Raw genomic sequence first — 23,188 nt, 5'->3', positions numbered from 1 at the left:
CGTACTGAAACTTACGAAGTTTTTAAAACTTCGTAAGTTTCAGCCCCGTAAGAGTATCAGTGCTTTACCCGCCATATTTTGTTGCCTGCATCATCAGCTACCAGTAACGATCCGTCTTTAGCCACAGCTACTCCAACCGGGCGGCCATATACTTTTTGTTTGGCGCTATCGGCAATAAAGCCGGTTAAAAAATCTGTCATATGGCCGGTTGGCTTATTATTGCTGAAGGGAACAAAGATTACCTTATACCCCACCAACTTTGAGCTGTTCCATGAACCATGCTGACCAATAAAAGCCCCGTTATGATATTCCTGCGGAAAACTTGTGCTATTGTAAAATACCAGGCCTAATGATGCCGTGTGCGAGCCAAGTGCAACATCAGGCACTATGGATTTTTTGACCATTTCCGGGTTAGGATCTTTTTGTTTTAGTACCGGGTCTTCATGCTGGCCAAAGTACGCCCAGGGCCAGCCGTAAAAGCCACCTTCCTTAACACTGGTTAAGTAATCGGGTACAAGCTGATCGCCAAGATCATCGCGTTCATTAACTGCGGCATACAAAACACCCGTGCCCGGCTGAATGTCGATGCCTGCCGGGTTGCGAAGGCCTGAAGCATAAACACGTTCGCCGCTGCCGTCGGGGTTAATTTCCAGGATATTGGCACGGCGCTTTTCGTTGCTCATTCCATGCTCGGCAACATTGCTGCCCGATCCTACCGAAACATAAATTTTACTGCCATCGGCGCTCAGGAGCAGGTTGCGGGTCCAGTGGTTGTTATATCCGCCTGCGGGCAAGTCTAATATTTTAATGCCTTTGCCTGTTACTTTCATTTCGCCGATTTTGTATGGGTAACGCCACAGTCCATCGGTATTGGCTACATAAAACCAATCGCCGGCAATGAGCATACCGTAGGGCTGGTTCAATCCGCTTAGGAAAACGGTTTTTGAGTCAGGCATGCCATCGCCGTTAGAATCCTTAAATAATAAAATCTTATTAGCGCTTTTGCCCAAATGCTGCGATTTGCTTATACCAATGATATCGGCACCTATCTTTTTCAGACCGGTAACTTCGGTATTGGCCTCAGATACAAAAACATCACCGTTTGATGCTACATAAATATTGCGCGGGTTATCCAGTCCATCGGCATAAAGGCTCACCGCAAAGCCTGCCGGTGCAGTTGGGGTTTTGCCCTTGGGCCAGCCAATAACATCGCAGTAGTTTTTTACAGCTTTGGTTTCATAAGGGGCAGGCAGCGTAACCTCCTGTTCGCTTTTGTTAACGATTGTATCAGCATTGTTATAGTTAGCAGGCTTTTTATGTTTACAGGCCAAAAGTATTATGCCGATAGTAAAAGGAAATATGATAAGCTTATGTTTCATTTTGGCGGGTGTTTATATACTAATAGTTAACTTTTTAGATGCTGGGATTGTTTGGGATAAGTGATTGTTTTGCAGTGTGTAATATATTCATGGTTTAAATGGTTTTTATGCATTTGGGCAGCCAAAAAAATATATTTTTGGTAGTTCGATATTTATATTCCTCAACCGGTTAATGCTTTTCAATCCTGTTAAATTATTTCTGTTGATTTTACTTGCCATTGCTTGTGTAAAAGTTGAAGCGCAATCAGTTGTTTGTAATGGTAGTCTTGGTGATCCGGTATTTAAGCTTGATTTTGGATCGGGGCAGGGCTACGGGCCGCCGCTGGCAAATGGTATAACAGATTTTATATATGACCAGGGCTGTCCTAATGATGGTCATTACACCATTGTAAATACAACAAATATAAATCCGGCTAATGGTTTTGGTAATTGCCATCCTGAAGGATGGCAGGTTGTAACACATGATCATACAGGTAACCCTAATGGGTACATGATGCTTATTAATGCTTCACCCGATCCGAGCAGATTTTTTACCTATAAAATAAATGCCGGCACCCTTTGTCAAAATACCAAATATGAGTTTTCGGCATGGGTTTTTAACCTGATATTTCAGGCACATGCGGGGCCGGGTGTATCTGAGCCGGATATTACTTTTGTAATAACTAATGCCAACGGGGATAAAACCACTTATGATACCGGCTCAATACCGGGAAGCAGCGACCCGGAGGATTGGCGCCGTTACAGTATGTTGTTTTCAACAGGTTCAGGTAATAACGAAATTACCATAGAGATGATCAATAATGCTCCCGGTAATAATGGAAACGATTTAATGCTTGATGATATTGAGTTCAGGCCTTGCGGGCCTACCATGCCTATTGGGTTTACAAGCATCGGAGATAATATTGCAAAAGATGTATGTACCGGCGAAACAAAAAACTTTACCATCGTATCAGACGTAGGTGATGATTATACGGATAAAAGCCTGCAATGGCAAAAGCTGAATACAGCAGGCACCTGGGAAGATCTTCCAGGCGAAACAGATGCCAAGCTCATTGTTCCGGTAAAAGACAATACTCCTATAGGTATTTATGAATACCGGCTTGCAGCGGCCGAAGGGACTAATATCAATTCGCCAACCTGCCGTACTTATTCGCAGGCAATTACCATAAGGGTTAATGACTTCCTTGCCAAACCCTCAATTACTGCCCCTCCGGCGTGTGAGGGCGATGCGCTTATCCTCACGGCAAACGCACCACCAGGGACAATAAGATATGAATGGAGTGGTCCGGGTGTTACCTCTGCTAACAAGGCTCAAAACCCGTTAATCATTGATAATTCTACCGTTGCCGATATAGGCGACTACCACGTTACAGTTTTTTCGGCTGCCGATTGCCCCACTCCATCGGATAACGTGAGGGCGACCGTTAACTTGAAACCTGTTATACCGGTTATTAACCCTGCCCCAATTTGTAAGGGCAGCGCCACCATTCTCAATGAAACTACGCCCAATGCCAAAAGTTATAGTTGGCTACCCGTTACCGGCTTATCTGATCCAACTTCGGCAAGTCCTGCTGCTAAACCTGCCGAAACTACTACTTATACCGTAACGGTAACCAGTAACGAGGGCTGTACTGCCACCCAAACGGTAACTGTAACGGTTATGCCTTCACCTGAAGCAAGCATAGAACCGAAGAAAAAGATTTTTGAAGGCCAGTCGGTGGTGCTGGACGCCCAGGCAAGCAATGCCGATACTTATTTATGGACCCCGGCCGATGGTCTTGATGATCCTACCAAACTGAACCCCACAGCCAGCCCTACTGATGACATTACCTATACGCTGCACGCTACTTCGGATATAGGATGCGGAACAGCTCTTGCCAGCGTTTTTGTACGGGTTTATAAAAAAATAGTTATTCCAACAACGTTTTCGCCCAATGGGGATGGTTTAAATGATTACTGGGATATTGAAGCTTTGTCAACCTACCCGCAAAGCTCGCTGAATGTTTTTAGCCGCAGCGGCCAAAAAGTATACTCTTCTATCGGATACGATAAGCCCTGGAATGGCGCCTATAAAGGCTATGTTTTGCCCTCGGGCACTTACTACTATGTTATCGATCTTAAAAGCGGCGCACCGTTATTATCGGGCTGGGTGCTTATTGTACACTGATTTTGTACTGCTTTATTGTCCTGATATTACCGATATAGTTTATCGGTATAAAAACTGACCGTTGACTGCTGCATTAAGCCCGGCACTTGAACTTACCTTTAAGGTTTTATTGTTGATCCGGTCATGCAGGCGCGTTTTCCCCCGATTTTTTTATTGTTGATATTGTTTTTTACGGACACCTGTGCGCAAAACATGGATTGTACCGGTAAATTGGGGCATTGGCTGTTCAGGGAGGATTTTGGATCCGGTACCGGACATGGGCCTGCCTTACCGGCAGGTGTTACCAATATGGCTTATACTCCATATTGCCCGCCCGACGGCTTTTATACACTGGTTAATGCCTCTGACGGATGTGCCGAAGCATCCTGGCATAATGTAACGCATGACCACACCGGGAATAGTAACGGCTACATGATGATGATCAATGCATCAAACGAGCCGAGTACATTTTATACCCGAATGGTACCCGCTCTTTGCCCGGCTACAACCTATGAGTTTTCGGCTTATATCCTTAACCTGCTCAAAAATACCGTGGTAGGGCCAACTGTGCAGCAACCGGATATCCTTTTCTCTATCGAAACAACAACCGGCGAAGTACTTGAAAAGCTGCGTACAGGGCAAATTCCTGCAACTGCGGGTCCTGTGTGGAAAAAGTATAGCCTGGTTTTTAAGACCCCCGATAATGTAAGCAGCCTGGTTTTAAAAATAAGTAACAGTGCCCCCGGCGGGCCCGGTAATGATCTGTTGCTTGATGATATCGAGTTTATAACAAGTGCCCCTAAGTTAACTATCCCCACGGTGTTTTCGCCTAATGGCGATGGTATTAATGATGTATGGGATATCATCAATCTTGATGCTTATACCGATTGCCGGTTAACGGTTTATGACCGCAGTGGTGCAATGGTTTTTAAAAGCATTGGCTATAATACCCCCTGGAATGGTACACGCAATGGTGTCCCTCTTGATACAGGGACTTATTATTATGTGATTGATTTTAAGAATGAGATCCCAAGGGTATCCGGTTGGGTATTTTTGATAAGATAGTTTTTGAGGATTAAACTGATTGTTTAGCTTGCGGTCAGTGTTATCAGCACTGGTGTTCGGAAGAAATAAAAAAGCTGGGGATTGTGCGATTCCCTCCCCTGGGAGGGTGTAGGGAGGGGTTTCACCGATAGGATTTTCCGATTGAAATGGCGCATAAACCCCTCCCTGCCACTACACAACTCTACCGCACCCCTCCCCAAGGAGGGAATTAAAAAATCTTCCGAACACCTGGTGTTATCACCGTACCATTCTTATATGACTTGTAGTTTATAAAAACAGCTAATTATGTGGTGCGGTGATAACACCGACCACAGGCTCGAAAGAAAAATTAGTACTTGGCATGGCGAAATAAAGTCAATCATTAATTGGTGAAATCCCCCCAAAATCAGAACCTAATAATCTTATCAATCTGCTCGTTTACAAACTTTATGGTATCGGGTTTAAACAGGTGCCCTTCCTCGTCAAATTCTTTGTGAATGGCGGCTATGTGCAATTTAAGCGCCATGATGTTAAGGTGCAGGTAGTGGCAAACACCAGTGAAATGGTCAACGCCGCGAATGTTACCGTACTTGCCCGATGATAAGCCAACCAAAGCAGCTTTTTTATCATAAAAACTTTCGGGAAAGCTGCAGGCATCAATAAAAACCTTGAGCACGCCCGGAAAGCTGCCATTGTATTCGGGAATAAGGAATATAAATTTATCGGTATCGGTAACTATTTGCTGGATAGGCTCAAACTCCGGGCTGCGTTTGTTGTAAAGGTCGGTTTCAATAATGTTTGGGGGCAGTTGGGCCAATGATAAAATGCCTGCTTCCGCGCCCCGTTCACGCAGTTTTTGCTGGTAAACCTGCGCAAGTTTAAGCGTTGAACTTCCGGGCCTGTTAGTTGATGATATAATGGTTATCATTTATTATTAGTAAATTGCTGCGTGATCTGATTAGTAATATCATTGTTGGTTTGCATGTTAATAATTTGTGAATGAGTGCTTTAATGTTAAATATAATTAAGCAATAATATTCAAAAATGGCTAAGCTGATATTTTACTAATTGATCAATTTTGTTTGTAAATAGACAAAAGCTGTGGAATTCTGCATTATTTAATTCCGTATCTTTATCACCGGATAAAAACTTTACGAAAGTAGAAATTTCTGTTTCTATTTAACGTTGTTATAAATCACAGAACTATAAATTTTTTTAAACTATAGAATGAGTAAAATAATTGCTTTAGCCAACCAGAAAGGCGGCGTAGGGAAAACTACATCATCTATAAATCTGGCTGCAAGTTTAGCTGTATTAGATTATAAAACCTTGTTGGTTGATGCCGACCCTCAGGCTAATTCAACCTCGGGTATTGGCTTCGATCCCCGCAATATAAAAAATAGTATTTATGAATGTATCATTAATGAGGTTGACCCTCATGAGGCCATTCAGAAAACAGATACCCCTAATCTTGATTTACTGCCTGCGCATATTGACCTGGTAGGTGCCGAAATTGAAATGATCAATTTAAGTGGCCGCGAGTACAAAATGAAACAGGTATTTGATAAGGTACGGGACGAATATGATTTTATTATTATCGATTGTTCACCTTCATTAGGTTTAATCACCATTAACGCCTTAACCGCTGCTGATTCGGTAATTGTACCGGTACAGTGCGAGTATTTTGCGTTAGAAGGTTTGGGTAAGTTGTTAAATACCATCAAAATTGTTCAGTCGCGTCTTAACCCGCAGCTGGAAATTGAGGGCATTTTGTTAACCATGTATGATGTGCGTTTACGCCTGAGCAACCAGGTGGTTGACGAGGTTAAAACCCATTTTGAGGACATGGTTTTTGATACCATTATACAGCGTAATACCCGTTTAAGCGAGGCGCCAAGCTTTGGTGTATCGGTAATTATGCATGATGCTACATGTAAGGGTGCAATAAATTATTTAAACCTTGCCCGCGAAATTTTAGAGAAAAACGGAATGGTAAAGGGTGAATCGGCAACAGCTACAGCAACAGTATAATAAATGAGTGGTGAAAAGAGAAATGCCCTGGGCAAGGGACTGAGTGCGCTATTGAACGACACGCCTAACGTACAACCATACCAAAACAGAAATAAAGAAACAGCAAGCCCTGCCGAGGTAAATGACCTTGGCTCGGTTAATGAAATAAAACTGGCCGAAATTGAGGTTAACCCTTTTCAGCCACGTACCGATTTTGATGAGCAGGCACTGACCGAGCTTTCAGAATCGATTAAGCTCCAGGGCTTAATTCAGCCTATAACGCTCAGGAAAATTGGTGCGCATAAATACCAGTTGATATCGGGCGAGCGCCGTTTTCGCGCTTCAAAGCTGGCTGGTTTAACCCAGATCCCGGCATATGTGCGCACTGCTAACGACCAGCAAATGCTGGAAATGGCGCTTATTGAAAACATTCAGCGTGAAAACCTGAATGCCATTGAGGTTGCCCTGAGTTTTCAGCGTATGATTGAGGAGTGTAACCTGAAGCAGGAAGAACTGGGCGACAGGGTGAGCAAAAACCGCTCCACAGTTACCAACTACCTGCGCCTGTTAAGGCTGCCGCCGGTTATCCAGGCCTCTATCCGTGACGGTGAACTTACAATGGGCCACGCCAAAGCTATTTTAACGCTAACCGATCCTGCTAAACAATTATTTATACATCAGCATATTATAAAGGAAGGTTTATCCGTTCGTAAGGTTGAAGAACTGGTAAGGGAGATGCAAAAGGCGCCGGTAAAAAAAGAAGGCAAACAGCCTGAGCCGGTATCATACCAGTTGCAAAAGATCCAGGATGATCTTGCTTCAAAATTTAGTACAAGGGTAAAGCTAAAAGTAGGCAGCCGCGGAAGCGGTGTTATCGAGATCCCTTTCCTTTCGGAAGATGATCTGGGCCGCATCCTTGAAATGCTTGATTGGTAATTGTTAATTATATAATGTATAGATTCCTGTTTTTTTTAGGTGTATTCACTTTTTTTGTTTTTGCTGCACAGGCTCAAATAGTTGATAGTACGGGGAATAAAAAAAGTGATACGCTAAAAGTAAAGCATCCTGTTAAAACCCCATCCGGTTCATTTGCCCCAAGGATTGATCCTGCCAAAGAAAAGATTTATCACCCCGATAGTACCCATATTCCGCATAAAGCAGTAATACATTCATTGATGATACCAGGCTGGGGCCAGGTGTATAACCACAGGTGGTGGAAAGTGCCGTTAATTTATGGTGGATTAGGCCTGTTAACTTCAGCTATTATATATAATCAGCATTATTATAATGAGTATCTGATACTTTCAAGATATCGGCAGGGCAACCCGCCTAATCCCGGCGATCCGTATTATAACGAATATAATCTTTATAAAGATGTGCCCGATGCCAACCTGAGCGATGCCCGTGAAAACTCAAGGCGTAACCGCGATTTAAGTATCTTTGGTTTTTTAGGTGTATGGGGCATTCAGGCTATTGATGCTTATATTGATGCCAAGTTCATCCATTCGTACACGGTTGATAATAACCTGTCGTTCAAGGTAACTCCTGGTTTAATTAATCAGCCGGTGTATGCACAGGGCGCTAATTTTACCTATATTCCGGGTTTAAAAGTTACCTTTACGTTTTAATAAGGAAAACCACAATACCTGAAATGAAGATAGCGTTACTTGGCTACGGGAAAATGGGCAAGATCATCGAAAAGATAGCCCTCAGCCGCAAGCATGAAATTGTACTTACTATTGATCATGAAACCCTTCATGAGCTTACCGCCGAAAACCTGCAAAAAGCAGATGTTGTAATTGAATTTACCACCCCGGCATCCGTATTATCAAATATTGAGCATTGCTTTAATGCTGATGTTCCTATTGTTGTTGGTACAACCGGCTGGTATGAAAATTTACCGCAGGTAAAGCAGCAATGCGTAGATGGAAATAAGTCGTTATTATGGGCTTCAAACTTTAGCGTTGGTGTTAATGTGTTTTTTTACGTGAATAAGCTGCTGGCTAAAGTGATGAACAGGTACCCTTATTACGAGGTGCAGGTTGAAGAGATCCATCATACCCAAAAAATGGATTCACCAAGCGGTACTGCCATAACCATTGCCGAAGGTATCATTAACAACACCGATACCAAAAATGAGTGGGTTAACGTATTAACCACCGATGACAGTGATGACGATGCCAATGTTGCCCCTAACCAATTGCTTATAGAATCATTGCGGATAGACAGTGTACCGGGTACGCACACCGTTATTTACGACTCGGAGGTGGATAGTATCGAATTTAAGCATACAGCACATAATCGTAACGGTTTTGCTTTAGGCGCTGTACTGGCTGCCGAGTGGCTGCACGATAAAAAGGGCTTTTACTCGGTTGAGGCCATGTTTGATTTTAACAGCTAATAGCTTTTGATATAAATGGCAATAGCGGGCTATATTGGGTTTTACATCATTACGGGCCCGCTATTAATTTTAATACTGGCCGGATACTGGAAACTTTTTGAAAAGGCCGGTCGCCCCGGCTGGGAAGCGCTGATCCCGGTATATCACCTTTATATTATGCTCAAATTAAGCCAAAGGCCGCTGTGGCTGCTTTTGCTGCTTTTAATACCAGGCATAAACTTCATTATAAGCATAGGCATCCTTATTGATTTTATTAAATCATTTGGTAAGGTGGGCATAGGGCAAATTACCATGTCGGTACTGCTGCCGTTTATTTTTATTCCTAAGTGGGGCTTTGATAAAAACACCCGCTATGTTGGCCCATCTGCAAGTGATGATTTCAGGGAAAAATACCTTGATCATGATAAATCGCCGGTGCGGGAGTGGGCAGAAGCAATCCTTTTCGCTGTAATTGCAGCTACGGTTATCCGCGGGCTGTTCCTGGAGGCTTTTACCATCCCTACCTCATCTATGGAAAGCTCATTAATGGTTGGCGATTTTTTATTTGTGAGTAAGATTAATTATGGCGCCCGTTTGCCCATTACCCCGGTTGCTTTTCCCTTTGCACATCATACCATGCCGCTTACCGGTACCAAAGCCTATTGGGATGGGATTAAGCTGCCATATTACCGCCTGCCGGGCTTTGGTGAGGTTAAAAAGGGTGATGCTGTAGTGTTTAATTACCCAATGGAAGCTGACTCGCCGTTTTACCGCCCTGTAGATAAGCAGGAAAATTATATCAAACGATGCCAGGGTACTCCCGGTGATACCCTTAAGCTGGAGTACGGACAGGTATACGTAAATAACCAACTGATAGCGACCCCGCCAAACGGAGAAATGGAATACCGGGTACGTACAGATGGCTCAGTAAGAGGTTTTGGACATCGTATGCGATATGATCTCCACCTGGAGGATATTCAGCAATTTACAAGAGTTGATTTTACAGTAAACACTACGGCTCAATCGGCCGAAAAATTAAAAACGTATCCCTATATTAAAAACGTAAAGCCTGATATTAAATTAAGGGGTGTGTACGATCCGGAAATTTTTCCGCATGATCCGCGCTTCAGGTGGAACGAGGATAACCTGGGCCCAATTATTATTCCGCGAAAAGGCTGGACAGTTAAACTGGACAGCGTGACCATGCCTTTTTATCGCCGGGCCATTGAGGTATATGAAAATAACAGTGTACAGGTTAAAGGTAGCAGCATCCTGATTAACGGGAGTAGGGCCGATAGTTATACCTTTAAAATGGATTACTATTGGATGATGGGCGATAACCGTCACAATTCTGAAGATTCGCGCTATTGGGGTTTTGTGCCCGAAGATCATATAGTAGGTAAGGCAGTATTTGTGTGGATGAGCTGGGATGCCAATGCCCCATCGTTATTTAAGATCAGGTGGGACAGGGTATTTAGAATGATCAATTAGATGTGCGGATTTGCAGATTTCAGATGTGCAGATGATTAGGAAGATGTGCGGATGTGCAAATTTCAGATGTACAGATGATGGAAGATGTGCGGATTTGCAGATTTCAGATGTGCAGATGATTAGGAAGATGTGCGGATGTGCAAATTTCAGATGTGCAGATGATGGAAGATGTGCGGATGTGCAAATTTCAGATGTGCAGATGATGGAAGATGTGCGGATGTGCAGATTTCAGATGTGCAGATGATTAGGAAGATGTGCGGATGTGCAGATGAGTGATTTGATTGGCATCTTTTAATTATTATTGAGGAGCGTAACATATAACGTGTAACATATATCTTATACATAAAATATAAACATTAAAAAATCTGCACATTTGCACATCTGAAATCTGCACATTTAAAATAATTTGCACATCAAGAATATGAACTGGAAATTCTGGAAAAAGAAAGATTCGAGCAAGGTAAAAAAGAAAAAGAGTGCGCTTCGTGAATGGGGCGACGCTATCATATTTGCAGTAATAGCCGCTACCCTCATCCGTACGCTGTTTATCGAGGCCTACGTGATCCCCAGCGGTTCAATGGAAAACTCGCTTTTAATTGGCGACTACCTGTTTGTAAGCAAGGTTAACTATGGTGCAAGAATGCCGATAACCCCTGTTTCATTTCCTTTTATGCACCATACTACGCCCTGGGGTACCCAGGCATATTGGGGTGGTGTGAAATTGCCATATTACCGCCTGCCGGGCTTAAGTGATATAAAGAAGGGCGATATCGTGGTTTTTAATGCGCCTATAGAGGCCGATTCACCTCTTTTCAGGCCGGTTGATAAGCGCGAGAACATCATCAAACGCTGCCAGGGAATTGCCGGTGATACCTTAAGTGTTGTTAACGCCCACGTGTTTGTAAATGGTAAAGCTGCCCCCGATCCTGAAAGAGGGAAGGAAGGTTATTTTGTTCAAACCAACGGAACAGAGTTTAATCCCGCTATTTTGAATGAGCTTAAAATAGATCAACCGGGTAGCCTGGGCGATAATCGCTATGAGATGAAGATGTCGAAAGAAGCAGCCGCTACTTTGAAAACCTATTCAAATGTAAAATCTATTGTTCCGGCCATAACGCTCAGAGGTACCAGCGACCCGCTGAACCCGGTTTACCCTGCCAAGTACCCGCGTTATAAGATCACCCCTAATTTCCCTGATTTTAAATGGAATGTTGACAACTATGGCCCTATCATTATCCCTAAAAAGGGCTGGACAGTTAAATTGGATAGTCTGACTTTCCCTGTTTATGGCCGTGCTATTGAAATTTATGAAAACAATAAGGTAAATGTTGTTGGCAAGGATATCATGATTAACGGAAAAAAAGCCGATACTTATACCTTTAAGCTCAACTACTACTGGATGATGGGGGATAACCGCCATAACTCAGAAGATTCGCGCTTTTGGGGCTTTGTACCCGAAGACCACGTAGTGGGCAAAGCTTTATTTACCTGGATGAGTATTGATAGTACTGCCTCTTTCTTTGATAAAATAAGGTGGAACAGGTTATTCAGGGGTATACACTAATTGAAAATATAAAAACACTAAAGTGAACGTTGTAGCATTTGTAATTGCATTTATTATTTTAATCATATTGCCTTACGTAGGCTTGTGGAAGTTATTTGAAAAGGCCGGCAGGCCGGGTTGGGAAGCTATAATTCCGTTTTACAACTTTTATATAATGATCAAATTAAGCGGCAGGCCAGGCTGGTGGTTTGTACTGCTGCTCATCCCCGGATTGGACATTTTGGTAGCAATCGGCATTACTATTGATTTTATAAAGTCGTACGGGAAATTCACCTTTGCCGAACATTGTGCCGGTGTTGCACTGCAATTTATCTATATGCCAAAATGGGGTTTTGATAAGGATACCAAATATTTAGGACAGTCGGCAAGCCCTGAGTTTAGGGAGAAATATAAGAAAGCACTTAAGAAGACCCAGGTACGCGAATGGGCTGATGCTATCATTTTTGCGGTGATAGCCGCTACGCTGATCCGTACGTTATTTATCGAAGCTTATGTGATCCCCAGTGCGTCGATGGAAAGCTCATTGCTTATCGGCGATTACCTTTTTGTAAGTAAAGTAAACTATGGGGCACGTTTACCTATGACGCCTGTTGCCTTTCCTTTTGCGCACCATACTATGCCGCTTATCAATACCAAAGCCTATTGGGATGGGATTGAATTACCGTATTACCGTCTGCCTGGTTTAAGTGATATTAAAAAAGGCGATGTGGTGGTGTTCAATTACCCTATGGATGCCGATTCGCCTTATTTCAGGCCGGTTGATAAACGCGAGAACTACATCAAACGCTGCCAGGGAACCCCGGGCGATACGCTGAGCGTTGTTAACGCGCAGGTGTTTATAAACAGCAAAGCTGCTATCACGCCGCCAAAAGGAGAGATCACTTACGACGTAAGAACAGACGGTAATGAGCTTAACCCACAAGTGGCAAATGATTTGCACCTCTCTGATCTTTCTTCAGTGAGTAATACCGAATTTATTACCAATACAACTGAAGATGCGGCCAAAGCCTTGCGCGGATATTCAAATATTAAATCAGTTACACCAAGGTTAACGCCAAGGGGGGCATCAGATCCGTTAAACCCTGTTTATCCTGCCATTTTCTCCAATTACAAAGTAGGGGCTAACATTCCCGACTATAAATGGAACGTTGATAACTTCGGGCCGATCATTGTGCCCCAAAAAGGCTGGACAGTAAAGCTGGATAGTTTAACTTTCCCGATCTACGGTCGCGCGATAGCCGTGTATGAAGGCAACAAGGTAGAAGTGAGCGGTAAAGATATCCTGATCAACGGTAAAAAAGCCGACAGTTATACTTTTAAACTGAACTACTATTTTATGATGGGCGATAACCGTCATAACTCGGAAGATTCACGTTTCTGGGGCTTTGTGCCCGAAGATCATATTGTAGGTAAAGCACTGTTTATTTGGATGAGTGTTGATGATAATGCTTCGTTCATCCACAAGATCCGCTGGAGCAGGTTGTTTAACCTGATCCATTAGCCCCCTAACCCCCTGAAGGGGGAACTTTAATGAAGAAGCCGGTTTGTGAAACAAACCGGCTTCTTCATTTTATAATCCCTGCCGCGGGCTTTCAGCCCGTGGTTTATCATGGTTCACCTTTCAGCTGAACTGCGGGTTATGTAAGCTGAAAGCTTACATAATGGCCACAACGGGTTACGCTGCACTAAGCCCGCGGCAGTTGTTAGTTTTTGAATTATGGTTCCCCCTTCAGGGGGTTAGGGGGCTAATGGAGCAACTTTAAACCTCTCCGCCAGTTTATTCAAATCTCCAACAACAGCATCAACTAAGGGGATCCCATTAGCCATTCTATCAGCCTCTGCTTCCAGTTCCGGCTCGCCGGGGATGATGACCTTTTGTGCCGGATCAACCGTGGCTGATGACTTAAAGCGGCTTATCCAGTTATCTAAATGATCTTTAAACTCATTAACCGGGCGGAAACCATCAACCCGCATGGCACCTAAGAAATGGCCTATGCCTGCGCCAACGGGATCATCAGGCGGATCAAGAAAGGCCACGAATGGCGGTACCCAGGGGCCGTAGTTCGCTCCTGATAGCACGGCTGACAGTATATCAACTGTCGCGCTTAAGCCAAAACCTTTATGGCTGCCATGATCACGGTCGCTGCCCAGCGGCAGGAGTGAGCCTCCGGTCTTTAGGGCATGCGGATTAGTTGTGTAATTTCCTTCTTTATCCTGGATCCAGCCTTCGGGAACTTGTTTGCCTAAACGCTGGGCTATTTCAAGCTTGCCATTAGCAGCTGCTGAGGTGGCCATATCAACTATTACCGGCGGATATTTACCTGCCGGGAAAGCATAACACATGGGGTTGGTACCCAACAGCCGTTCGTTGGAAAACGTAGGCGCAACCAGCGGACTGGCATTGGTCATGGCAAAACCGATCATATCTTTCTCTACGGCCATTAACGCGTGGTATCCGGCAATACCAAAATGGTTGGAGTTACGTACCGATACCCATCCTGAACCATATAACGCTGCTTTTTTTATGGCCACCTCCATGGCGAAAGGAGCCACTACCAGGCCAAGACCTGCATCGCCATCAACGGTGGCCGTCGTTGGCGTTTCGTGTACTATTTGGATATTGGGTGTGGGATTAATACGTTTCTTCTCCCACAGGCGCACATAGCCGCTCAGGCGGGCTACACCATGAGAGTCAATACCCCGCAGATCGGACTTGAGTAGTACATCGGCGGCTAATACTGCATGCTCATGACTGCAGCCTATGGCTTTGAATATATCTTCGGTAAATGTGCGCAGGGTGGGTTGGGATATCAGCATAGGGGCAAAGATAACCGTTGATTTTTTTGATTGCGCTGATTTCGTTGATGAATTTTTCTGAACCTTGATGTGCTTGATTTTAGGATTTCTTGAATTTGATTCCCTTTGGCAATGCTGAACAAGAAAATTCTGTTAATTCTTAAATTCTGTAAATCTTGATTCAGACAATTTTTGCGTTAGGGATGGGAGCGGATACCGGCCTGTGATTAAGGCCTTGTGTAGTATGAGCGTACAGCCCGGGCCGCAGGCAACGCCAGTATAAGAGTGTTTAAATAATTGTTAAAACTGACGTCATTGCGAGGTACGAAGCAATGACGGGTTGGTGAAAATTGCTTCGTACCTCGCAATGACGATGGCTCAAAACCCAAAAAAGACCATCCGCATAAAGCAAATGGTCTTTTTTATTTTTTATCCCACACCTTTCAGTGGGCCGGTCGTCTATCAAACTTTGATCTCAACCTCAACACCGCTTGGCAATTCAAGCTTCATCAGGGCATCTACAGTTTTTGAATTAGAGCTGTAAATGTCTAATAAACGCTTGTATGAGCAAAGTTGGAATTGCTCACGTGCTTTTTTGTTTACGTGTGGTGAACGTAATACGGTGAAGATTTTCTTTTCGGTTGGTAACGGAAGTGGTCCGCTAACTACAGCGCCTGTCGGCTTTACTGTTTTTACGATTTTCTCAGCAGATTTATCTACCAGGTTGTAATCGTAAGATTTTAATTTGATCCTGATTCTTTGGCTCATGTTGATTTAAAATTTAACCACTTATAAGAGCTATTAATTATAAGTGATTGGTTGATTATGTTTATTAGGTTGATTGAGTTAGGCAAGTAAGCGTAAAGCCACTCACTTAATCCAACCCAATCAACCAAATACTAATTACGCGTTTTGAGCAGCTTTTTTGCCTTTTGCTTTAGCTACTACTTCGTCCTGTACGTTACGTGGTGCTTCAGCATAGTGATCAAACTCCATGGTTGAAGTGGCACGGCCAGAGGTGATGGTACGTAATTGAGTTACGTAACCAAACATTTCTGAAAGTGGTACAGTTGCTTTAATAACCTGTGCACCTGCACGTGAATCCATACCTAAAAGCTGGCCACGACGACGGTTCATGTCACCGATTACATCACCCATGTTTTCTTCAGGGGTAAGGATCTCGATTTTCATGATCGGCTCAAGCAATACTGGTTTACATTTTGGTAATGCCTCACGGTAAGCCATCTTAGCAGCTAACTCGAAAGATAGCGCGTCTGAATCGACAGCGTGGAATGAACCATCAATTAAACGTACTTTTAAGCTTGTTAACGGATAACCGGCTAATACACCATTTACCATTGAAGCTTCAAAGCCTTTTTGTACAGATGGGATAAACTCACGAGGGATTGAACCACCGCTGATTTCGTTCACAAACTGTAAGCCTTCTTTACCTTCATCATTTGGTGAAAGGATAACCTGGATATCAGCAAACTTACCACGACCACCGGTTTGTTTCTTGTATGTTTCGCGGTGTTGGATAGTACCTGTGATAGATTCTTTGTAAGCTACTTGTGGAGCACCCTGGTTAACCTCAACTTTAAACTCACGTTTTAAGCGGTCCATGATGATATCTAAGTGAAGCTCGCCCATACCCGAAATTACAGTCTGGCCGGTTTCTTCGTCAGATTTTACGTGGAAGGTTGGATCCTCTTCGGCTAATTTACCAAGCGCCATACCTAATTTATCTACGTCGGCCTGTGTTTTAGGCTCAATAGCTAAACCGATAACCGGCTCAGGGAAGTTCATCGACTCCAGAATGATCGGGAATTTCTCATCGCAAAGGGTATCACCTGTTTTGATATCTTTAAAGCCTACTACTGCAGCAATATCACCAGCACCTACGTTAGGGATTGGGTTTTGCTTGTTAGCATGCATCTGGAAGATACGGGAGATACGCTCTTTGTTGTCAGAACGCATGTTATGTACATATGAACCAGCCTCTAAATTACCTGAGTATACGCGGATAAAGCACAAACGACCTACGAAAGGATCGGTAGCAATTTTAAACGCTAATGCTGCAAATGGTTCTTTTTCTGATGGTTTACGTAAAATTTCTTCGCCGGTATCAGGGTTGTGGCCAATAATACCTTCAACGTCCATTGGTGATGGCAATAATTCCATCACATAATCAAGCATGGTTTGTACACCTTTGTTTTTGAAAGATGAACCGCAAACCATGGGAACGATCTTAGCGTCCAAAACTGCTTTACGTAAAGCGTCAAGCACTTCGCGTTCAGTGATAGTTTCAGGAGCATCAAAGAATTTTTCCATCAGGCTTTCGTCATACTCAGCTACTGATTCAAGCAATTTCTCTCTCCACTCGGTTGCTTCCTCGATCATATCCTCAGGAATAGGAACTTCGGTAAAGGTCATACCTTTATCATGCTCATTCCAAACAATACCTCTCCAGTTAATTAAGTCAACAACACCTGTAAATTTCTCTTCGGCACCAATTGGTAATTGAAGAGGCACAGCGTTGCTGCCTAACATGCTTTTTACCTGTTTTACAACATTTAAAAAGTCGGCACCAGAACGGTCCATCTTGTTAACGAAACCGATACGGGCAACGTTATAGTTATTAGCAAGCCTCCAGTTAGTTTCTGATTGTGGCTCAACACCATCAACCGCGCTAAAAAGGAATACTAAACCATCAAGTACACGCAGTGAACGGTTTACTTCAACGGTAAAATCCACGTGACCTGGTGTATCAATAATGTTGATATGATATTTTTGGCCCCTGTAATTCCAGTTTACTGTTGTTGCAGCAGATGTAATGGTAATACCACGTTCCTGCTCCTGTGCCATCCAGTCCATTGTTGCAGCACCTTCGTGTACCTCACCAATTTTATGACTTACACCAGCATAGTAAAGAATACGCTCGGTAGTGGTAGTTTTACCAGCATCAATGTGAGCGGCAATACCTATGTTTCTTGTATATCTTAGATCTCTTGACATTTTTGTTTTTTTATAATTACACCGATTATGTTATGATTTCACTGATTTATTATGAGTATACCTAAAAGGCGCAATCATAGTAAATCAATATAATCTTAATATATAATCGGTGTAATCCTTTTATATCGGTGTAATCTTTACTAATTAGAACCTGAAGTGAGAGAACGCTTTGTTAGCCTCAGCCATTTTGTGCGTATCTTCTTTCTTCTTAACAGCAGCACCTTCGCCTTTTGCAGCAGAGATGATTTCACCTGCTAATTTCTCCATCATGGTTTTTTCACCACGACGACGAGCATAGCTGATTAACCATTTCATACCTAAAGCTACTTTACGCTCAGGACGAACCTCTGTAGGTACCTGGAAGTTAGCACCACCTACACGGCGGCTTTTTACTTCAACAGCAGGCATTACATTGTTCAAAGCTTTTTTCCAGGTTTCTAAACCGTTTTCGCTTGTTTTTTTCTCAACAATTTCAACGGCGTTGTAAAATATAGCGTATGCGGTTGATTTTTTACCATCATACATCATGTTGTTTACAAACCTTGTTACCAAAGTATCATTGAACTTTGGATCAGGAAGGATAATTCTCTTTTTTGGTTTTGACTTTCTCATTGCTTTCTATCCTCCTTAATTATTTCTTTTTACCTTTTGTTGGCGCTGCTGCTACCTGACCTGGTTTAGGACGTTTGGTACCATATTTTGAACGACGTTGGTTACGGCCAGCTACACCTGATGTATCCAGTGCACCACGGATGATGTGGTAACGTACACCTGGTAAGTCTTTAACACGACCACCGCGGATCAAAACGATAGAGTGCTCCTGTAAGTTGTGACCTTCACCTGGGATGTAAGCGTTAACTTCTTTTCCGTTGGTTAAGCGCACACGGGCAACTTTACGCATTGCTGAGTTTGGTTTTTTAGGGGTAGTGGTATACACGCGTGTGCATACGCCTCTTCGCTGTGGACAGCTGTCCAACGCTGGTGACTTACTCTTGTCAACCAGAGCTACTCTACCTTTTCTAACTAATTGCTGAATAGTAGGCATTTCTTGCTTTTTTGTCTAATAATTTTATCCCGCATTTCGGGACTGCAAAAGTACGAACATTATTTTTGATTTTCAAGTAGTTGTGTGAAAGTTTTTTTGGCGACGGATTAAAACATAAAAGCTGCCATAAATAATTTAATCACATTGATAATCATGATATTTAGGATAGATAATAAAGCTATGAAATACTACAAGCGTAACTGGGACGAATTAAGAGGAGATGAGTTTGATTTTTGGGGTACATCAACATGGTATTTTGAATGTGACGAAGATGATTATGTTTTAAGGCAGATGGAAATTTATGCCAACGGAAATGTTTTAAAATATGATGAGAGCTATCAGGAGGATAAATATGGCGGCCTGGCCGAAGGACCTTTGGATAGCGAAGAATTTGCGGAGTTTGAAATTACCAAAGATGAGTTTGAGCGTGTGTGGGCCGAATAAAAAATAAAGACCGTTATAAAACTCGTACACTTTTTAAGAATTAATATGCAGGCAGTCTGGACCCGAATTTATATAATTTAAGAATTAACAGAATGATGAGCAAATTCAATAAATTCTAATAATTAATTTAATTCGAGTTCAGAAGAAAAGCAAACTAATCTCCAATCACTAAACTGGGCAATGCCTGCGGCCCGGGCTGTACGTTCATACGCCTGCAGGCATTACGCTCATTGGCCGGTATCCACTTCCATCCCTATTGCGAAATCCGTTTCTATTAATATTATGCCCACGGGAGCGTCAAAAAACGGGCCGGTTACCGATGTGACCTGGTTTAGGAAACAGCGGGCCGGCCCTTAATTTTATATTTCGTAATTAATTAGGGAGCTTATTCTTTTACCCTGTTCCAGGTGTCGCGGTTAAAAGCTAACACTTTGGTGGTGTTGCCGCTTGCATCTTTAGTGAATTTTAAAGGAAAGCCAATAGCCTGGTTTAAAAACAGCACATCCGACAAGGGTTTGAAATTGATCTCCTTACCATCCCATGATTGCTTAAGCGTTAAACCATCGGCTGTGGCGGTGATTGTAATAAAAAGATCAGCTCTTTCGTCCGACTGGTATTTGCCTGCTAAAACTTTTATTTGTTCGGGCTTTAGTTGTGCCTCTTTAGGAGGAGTATAGCTTTTGATCTTTGTCCATATTTGCCTGCCACCTAAAGTGATCTGGGCTATTTCACCAGCTTCGTTTTTTGAAAACACAACCGGGATCTTTTCGTCTCCATCATCATCCGGAAACTCAAATTCAAACTCGGATTTGCGGGTTAGCGTTAGTTTGGCATCTCCGCCTATCTTCTGTGCAAGTAATTTATCGCCCTGCACAGTGATCTGGTAAACCATAAATTCGTTTTCCTTAAACTGGTAAATGCCTTCAAATGCTTTGAGCGGCGTTTCGACCGTAAGTGTAGTATTGTGTTTAGGAAAGGCATTGGTATGATCAACAATAATGTTGTTGAATAATATAAATACCGCAATAAATGCAATCGGCCATTTATTGTAGATAAAGGTTGTTTTCAGGCTGGTCATTTTTAACAGGTTTATAATGTATGATTCAAACTTAGAAAAAAAGATTTATAAAACCCAAATTAAACAGAATTTAATTTTGTTAAATTTAGTTAAATCGATATTTAATTTGATTTCCATCAAGCGTGTTCGTCTTTTCGAAACAATGTATCGAAAGCGACTGTCGTACGGAGGGCGGTATAAACAAAAAGAGCGCCGGTAAACCGGCGCCCTCTTCATCACTCACAAAAACTCAACAATATGGAAAACTTAAATTAATAACCGCGGTCGTGATAATGTTCGTTACCATTATGGTAACCGTTATTGTAGCCATTATTATAACCGTTGTGGTACCTGTGATGGTGACCATAATCTTCACGTACCACGCAACCTGAGGTTACTGATACCACTGCTGATATTAAAAGTGCAAAAGCAACAAATCTCTTTTTCATGGTGTTAAATCTTTAATGCATCATCTATATTGAAGATGTACACATATATGACTGATTTAAATGGAAAAGGATTAATGAGCGATGGTTTATCGCTAAACTATTGCCGCAATTAATTTACCGGTTTAAGAAATGATCAATTGAAATAGTGTTACCTCGTTAATGTGGTAGGTGAAATGATGATACCCGATGCATTGTCCCAATGAAAAATGACCTGGGTTGGGGTTACTTCTATTGTACCATTATAGTTTGCGCCTGCAAAAAAAATATGGAGCGGGTAAGTGCCCGGGGTTAAGGGCGTTAAATAGGAACTGAAATCAGTAGTAGCTGCAACTGTATGACTGCCTATACCGCACCCGGGTATGATGAAAAATATGCCATTAAACTGGATGAAATAGGCTTGAGGATTGGTGTTAAAATAGATGCCAAAATCCAGGTGCGAATTGGTGCAATAGCTGTTTTTGGTGGTAGCTGTAAAACCAATATAACTGGAATCGGATTTTGTGCTTTTAATGATCCGCGGTGTCAGGCTTATCTGCTCGCCGGCTGTGAAGTTTTCATTATAAACCGGAGCATAAACCGAATCAATTACGGTTACAGTAAGAGGACTGGATGTAATATCGCTATTGCTTGCTTTTACGGTATACTGCCCCGCTTTACTAAATTTAACAAGAGCGGCAATTGTATGGGTTTGTAATTCGTCAGACCCACTGGGGCTGATAGTCCAGGTTACTGCTTTGGTAGTGTCGGCGCCTACCAGCAGCATCGAGTCGGGTTCGTTGATTTTTATCTTTAATTTACTAATGGCAATTTGCCCGGCAGGCGCATTGGGGATACCATTCTTTTGGCAGGCGGTTATAACAAATAAAACTAAGAACAATAATGCCGGGATACTTTTTAGGTTTTTCATTTCTTTAATAGAAATTGCATCGCTAATTTAAGTAAATCATCTGTAAATCAATGTATAAATTAGTTGGTAAGGATTAAATTAAACAGGACATATCCTTTCTCTTAACTGGAGATGTATGTATATGTATTAATGGAAATTGATTAATTCAAAGGGAGTTATTTTATAGGCTTTTAAAATCCTGCATCGATAAAATTTTTATAAAGAGGGGATTCGGGTGGAGTGTATTCTTTGCCTTTGATCATCCAGTTCTTATATTCATTCTCGTTGCCGGTACTTTTGTAAGCATTTGCTAAAATAAATGCGAGTTCACCTTTTGCTTCAGATTTTTTATTATCCGCATAACCAAGCCCGGTTTTGTAGGTATCTATAGCTTGTTTGTAAGCTTTTTTATGATAGTAAGCATACCCAAGTTCTTTATAAAAAAACATGTTATCGGGTTTGTTTTGTATTGCCGGCTCTAAAATTTTAATGGCTGCATCATATTGGTTTAATGCATTGTAAGCATAAGCAATTTCAAATTCCAGGCCTGGGGTATGAGGGTTTGAGCGATAGGCGGGCTCAAGGTAGGTTAAAGCGATTGCAGGTTCACCCTGATCATTGTAAATCCAGCCCCAGCGATAATTGTGCCTCACCGTATCGGTATAAGCATAGTATCCTTTGATCCAATCGGGTTCAGGTTTTATCCCCAGTTCTGAAAAATGTTTCTCCGGTAACAGGGCCACCAGTTGCCAGTTAGGTATTATCCTTAATTTTAGCGAATGATCCTTCGGTTTGGGATCCGTTATATATTGGTTATCGCTGTTGACTTTAAAGCTTCCTTGTAAATCAAAAGTGAAGCCTGCTTGCGAGTCTATATAAATGAAACCGAAGAGATAATAAGATGCCGTATCTTTTTTTGAAAGTACAACCCACTTTTTTTCGCATTTGGTATAGCGCTGATTAAATTTCAGGGAAGTATCGATACCCGTATTGGCTGCCTGAGAAAAAGCCGAACCGACGATAAAATAAAATGCTGTAATGAGGAATAGGTGTTTCATGTTGAGATAAATATAGCGATCTGAATATGAAATATCATAACGATGACCGCATTTTTATCATCAAACCAAACCCATACTCTCCCTATATTCCTGCTGAATGATGAGCAGGCAATTAGCGCACAGGCATCCGTCATATAACTCGCTCACATGCTGTACCTCATTGAGGGTAAGCTGCACGGTACTGCACTGGCACTTGGTGAATGAATTGGCTTTACATTCAAAAGGTGCCTCACAGCGTTCGCAACGGATGATCTCGTGTTTGGTCATTGTTTTTGTTGGTTCATGGCCTATGGTTAATAGATCATGGACATGGCAAAATTAAAGAATGTTGCCGGGATATATTAAATGTAAGTGTCATAAATGGAATTGTTGCTTTTGAGCCATGCTTTACAAACCATTCCTAATTTGCTTAAAATCTTACTAA

Annotated in this window: 22 protein-coding genes; 10 read left to right on the top strand and 12 right to left on the bottom strand. The window is 42.4% G+C overall.

What is annotated here, in order from left to right; genetic code table 11:
• Positions 1-56 precede the first annotated feature (56 nt).
• A complete protein-coding gene (locus ACFFGT_RS31520) occupies positions 57-1,379 on the bottom strand; it encodes a PQQ-dependent sugar dehydrogenase (protein ID WP_377026494.1) in 1,323 nt (440 codons plus the stop codon).
• 172 nt (positions 1,380-1,551) lie between these two features.
• On the opposite strand from ACFFGT_RS31520, the gene ACFFGT_RS31515 reads away from it, so the two are divergent.
• The gene (locus tag ACFFGT_RS31515; protein WP_377026493.1) at positions 1,552-3,546 is read left to right on the top strand and encodes a T9SS type B sorting domain-containing protein; all 1,995 of its coding nucleotides are present in this window, start codon (positions 1,552-1,554) and stop codon (positions 3,544-3,546) included.
• A 192-nt stretch (positions 3,547-3,738) separates the two neighbouring features.
• Complete coding sequence (locus tag ACFFGT_RS31510; RefSeq protein ID WP_377026492.1) at positions 3,739-4,590, top strand: T9SS type B sorting domain-containing protein; 852 nt, start codon at positions 3,739-3,741, stop codon at positions 4,588-4,590.
• A 385-nt stretch (positions 4,591-4,975) separates the two neighbouring features.
• Here ACFFGT_RS31510 and ACFFGT_RS31505 read toward each other — a convergent pair whose 3' ends face one another.
• Positions 4,976-5,497 carry an NADPH-dependent FMN reductase gene (locus ACFFGT_RS31505; RefSeq protein WP_377026491.1) on the bottom strand — a complete coding sequence of 174 codons (522 nt, stop codon included), beginning with the start codon at positions 5,495-5,497 and terminating at the stop codon, positions 4,976-4,978.
• Positions 5,498-5,796: 299 nt separating this feature from the next.
• Here ACFFGT_RS31505 and ACFFGT_RS31500 point away from each other — a divergent pair, with 299 nt between their 5' ends.
• The 7 genes from ACFFGT_RS31500 (at position 5,797) to lepB (ACFFGT_RS31470) (ending at position 13,515) form a co-directional block, all read left to right on the top strand.
• Positions 5,797-6,600, top strand: coding sequence for a ParA family protein (locus ACFFGT_RS31500; RefSeq protein ID WP_377026490.1), 804 nt, complete (start codon positions 5,797-5,799; stop codon positions 6,598-6,600).
• Between the two features lie 3 nt (positions 6,601-6,603).
• Positions 6,604-7,515 (top strand): ParB/RepB/Spo0J family partition protein, encoded by a 912-nt coding sequence (locus tag ACFFGT_RS31495; RefSeq protein ID WP_377026489.1) that lies wholly within the window; start codon positions 6,604-6,606, stop codon positions 7,513-7,515.
• Positions 7,516-7,529: 14 nt separating this feature from the next.
• Positions 7,530-8,207: a DUF5683 domain-containing protein gene (locus ACFFGT_RS31490; protein ID WP_377026488.1), complete on the top strand. Its 678-nt coding sequence runs from the start codon at positions 7,530-7,532 to the stop codon at positions 8,205-8,207.
• A gap of 23 nt (positions 8,208-8,230) precedes the next feature.
• Positions 8,231-8,980 (top strand): 4-hydroxy-tetrahydrodipicolinate reductase, encoded by a 750-nt coding sequence (dapB, locus tag ACFFGT_RS31485; RefSeq protein WP_377026487.1) that lies wholly within the window; start codon positions 8,231-8,233, stop codon positions 8,978-8,980.
• Between the two features lie 15 nt (positions 8,981-8,995).
• Entirely contained in the window at positions 8,996-10,450 is a 1,455-nt protein-coding gene (gene lepB / locus ACFFGT_RS31480; protein WP_377026486.1) for a signal peptidase I, read from the top strand.
• Positions 10,451-10,871: 421 nt separating this feature from the next.
• Positions 10,872-12,014: a signal peptidase I gene (gene lepB, locus ACFFGT_RS31475; protein ID WP_377026485.1), complete on the top strand. Its 1,143-nt coding sequence runs from the start codon at positions 10,872-10,874 to the stop codon at positions 12,012-12,014.
• A gap of 22 nt (positions 12,015-12,036) precedes the next feature.
• Positions 12,037-13,515, top strand: a complete 1,479-nt coding sequence (lepB, locus tag ACFFGT_RS31470) for a signal peptidase I (protein ID WP_377026484.1) — start codon at positions 12,037-12,039, stop codon at positions 13,513-13,515.
• Between the two features lie 236 nt (positions 13,516-13,751).
• On the opposite strand, the gene ACFFGT_RS31465 is transcribed toward lepB (ACFFGT_RS31470), so the two are convergent.
• From ACFFGT_RS31465 to rpsL, 5 genes are all read right to left on the bottom strand, one after another.
• Positions 13,752-14,831: an Ldh family oxidoreductase gene (locus ACFFGT_RS31465; RefSeq protein WP_377026483.1), complete on the bottom strand. Its 1,080-nt coding sequence runs from the start codon at positions 14,829-14,831 to the stop codon at positions 13,752-13,754.
• A 441-nt stretch (positions 14,832-15,272) separates the two neighbouring features.
• Positions 15,273-15,578: a 30S ribosomal protein S10 gene (rpsJ, locus tag ACFFGT_RS31460; protein WP_022830652.1), complete on the bottom strand. Its 306-nt coding sequence runs from the start codon at positions 15,576-15,578 to the stop codon at positions 15,273-15,275.
• Positions 15,579-15,713: 135 nt separating this feature from the next.
• Complete coding sequence (fusA, locus tag ACFFGT_RS31455; protein WP_377026482.1) at positions 15,714-17,825, bottom strand: elongation factor G; 2,112 nt, start codon at positions 17,823-17,825, stop codon at positions 15,714-15,716.
• Positions 17,826-17,969: 144 nt separating this feature from the next.
• Entirely contained in the window at positions 17,970-18,437 is a 468-nt protein-coding gene (rpsG, locus tag ACFFGT_RS31450) for a 30S ribosomal protein S7 (RefSeq protein WP_110585619.1), read from the bottom strand.
• A 19-nt stretch (positions 18,438-18,456) separates the two neighbouring features.
• Positions 18,457-18,870, bottom strand: coding sequence for a 30S ribosomal protein S12 (gene rpsL, locus ACFFGT_RS31445; protein WP_073405808.1), 414 nt, complete (start codon positions 18,868-18,870; stop codon positions 18,457-18,459).
• A 153-nt stretch (positions 18,871-19,023) separates the two neighbouring features.
• Between rpsL and ACFFGT_RS31440 the strand changes: the two genes are divergently transcribed.
• Positions 19,024-19,314 (top strand): DUF6881 domain-containing protein, encoded by a 291-nt coding sequence (locus tag ACFFGT_RS31440; RefSeq protein ID WP_377026481.1) that lies wholly within the window; start codon positions 19,024-19,026, stop codon positions 19,312-19,314.
• A gap of 385 nt (positions 19,315-19,699) precedes the next feature.
• Here ACFFGT_RS31440 and ACFFGT_RS31435 read toward each other — a convergent pair whose 3' ends face one another.
• The 5 genes from ACFFGT_RS31435 to ACFFGT_RS31415 all read right to left on the bottom strand — a co-directional run bounded on the left by ACFFGT_RS31435 (position 19,700) and on the right by ACFFGT_RS31415 (position 23,031).
• Positions 19,700-20,392 carry a hypothetical protein gene (locus ACFFGT_RS31435; protein ID WP_377026480.1) on the bottom strand — a complete coding sequence of 231 codons (693 nt, stop codon included), beginning with the start codon at positions 20,390-20,392 and terminating at the stop codon, positions 19,700-19,702.
• Between the two features lie 251 nt (positions 20,393-20,643).
• The gene (locus tag ACFFGT_RS31430) at positions 20,644-20,820 is read right to left on the bottom strand and encodes a hypothetical protein (protein ID WP_377026479.1); all 177 of its coding nucleotides are present in this window, start codon (positions 20,818-20,820) and stop codon (positions 20,644-20,646) included.
• A 148-nt stretch (positions 20,821-20,968) separates the two neighbouring features.
• Positions 20,969-21,727, bottom strand: a complete 759-nt coding sequence (locus ACFFGT_RS31425; protein WP_377026478.1) for a hypothetical protein — start codon at positions 21,725-21,727, stop codon at positions 20,969-20,971.
• Between the two features lie 170 nt (positions 21,728-21,897).
• Positions 21,898-22,764, bottom strand: coding sequence for a tetratricopeptide repeat protein (locus ACFFGT_RS31420; protein WP_377026477.1), 867 nt, complete (start codon positions 22,762-22,764; stop codon positions 21,898-21,900).
• 60 nt (positions 22,765-22,824) lie between these two features.
• Positions 22,825-23,031 carry a cysteine-rich CWC family protein gene (locus ACFFGT_RS31415; RefSeq protein WP_377026476.1) on the bottom strand — a complete coding sequence of 69 codons (207 nt, stop codon included), beginning with the start codon at positions 23,029-23,031 and terminating at the stop codon, positions 22,825-22,827.
• Positions 23,032-23,188 lie beyond the last annotated feature (157 nt).

Origin of the sequence: Mucilaginibacter angelicae (assembly GCF_042434235.1) — a bacterium.
Classification (GTDB): domain Bacteria; phylum Bacteroidota; class Bacteroidia; order Sphingobacteriales; family Sphingobacteriaceae; genus Mucilaginibacter; species Mucilaginibacter angelicae.
This window is presented reverse-complemented; position numbering and strand designations above follow the sequence as displayed.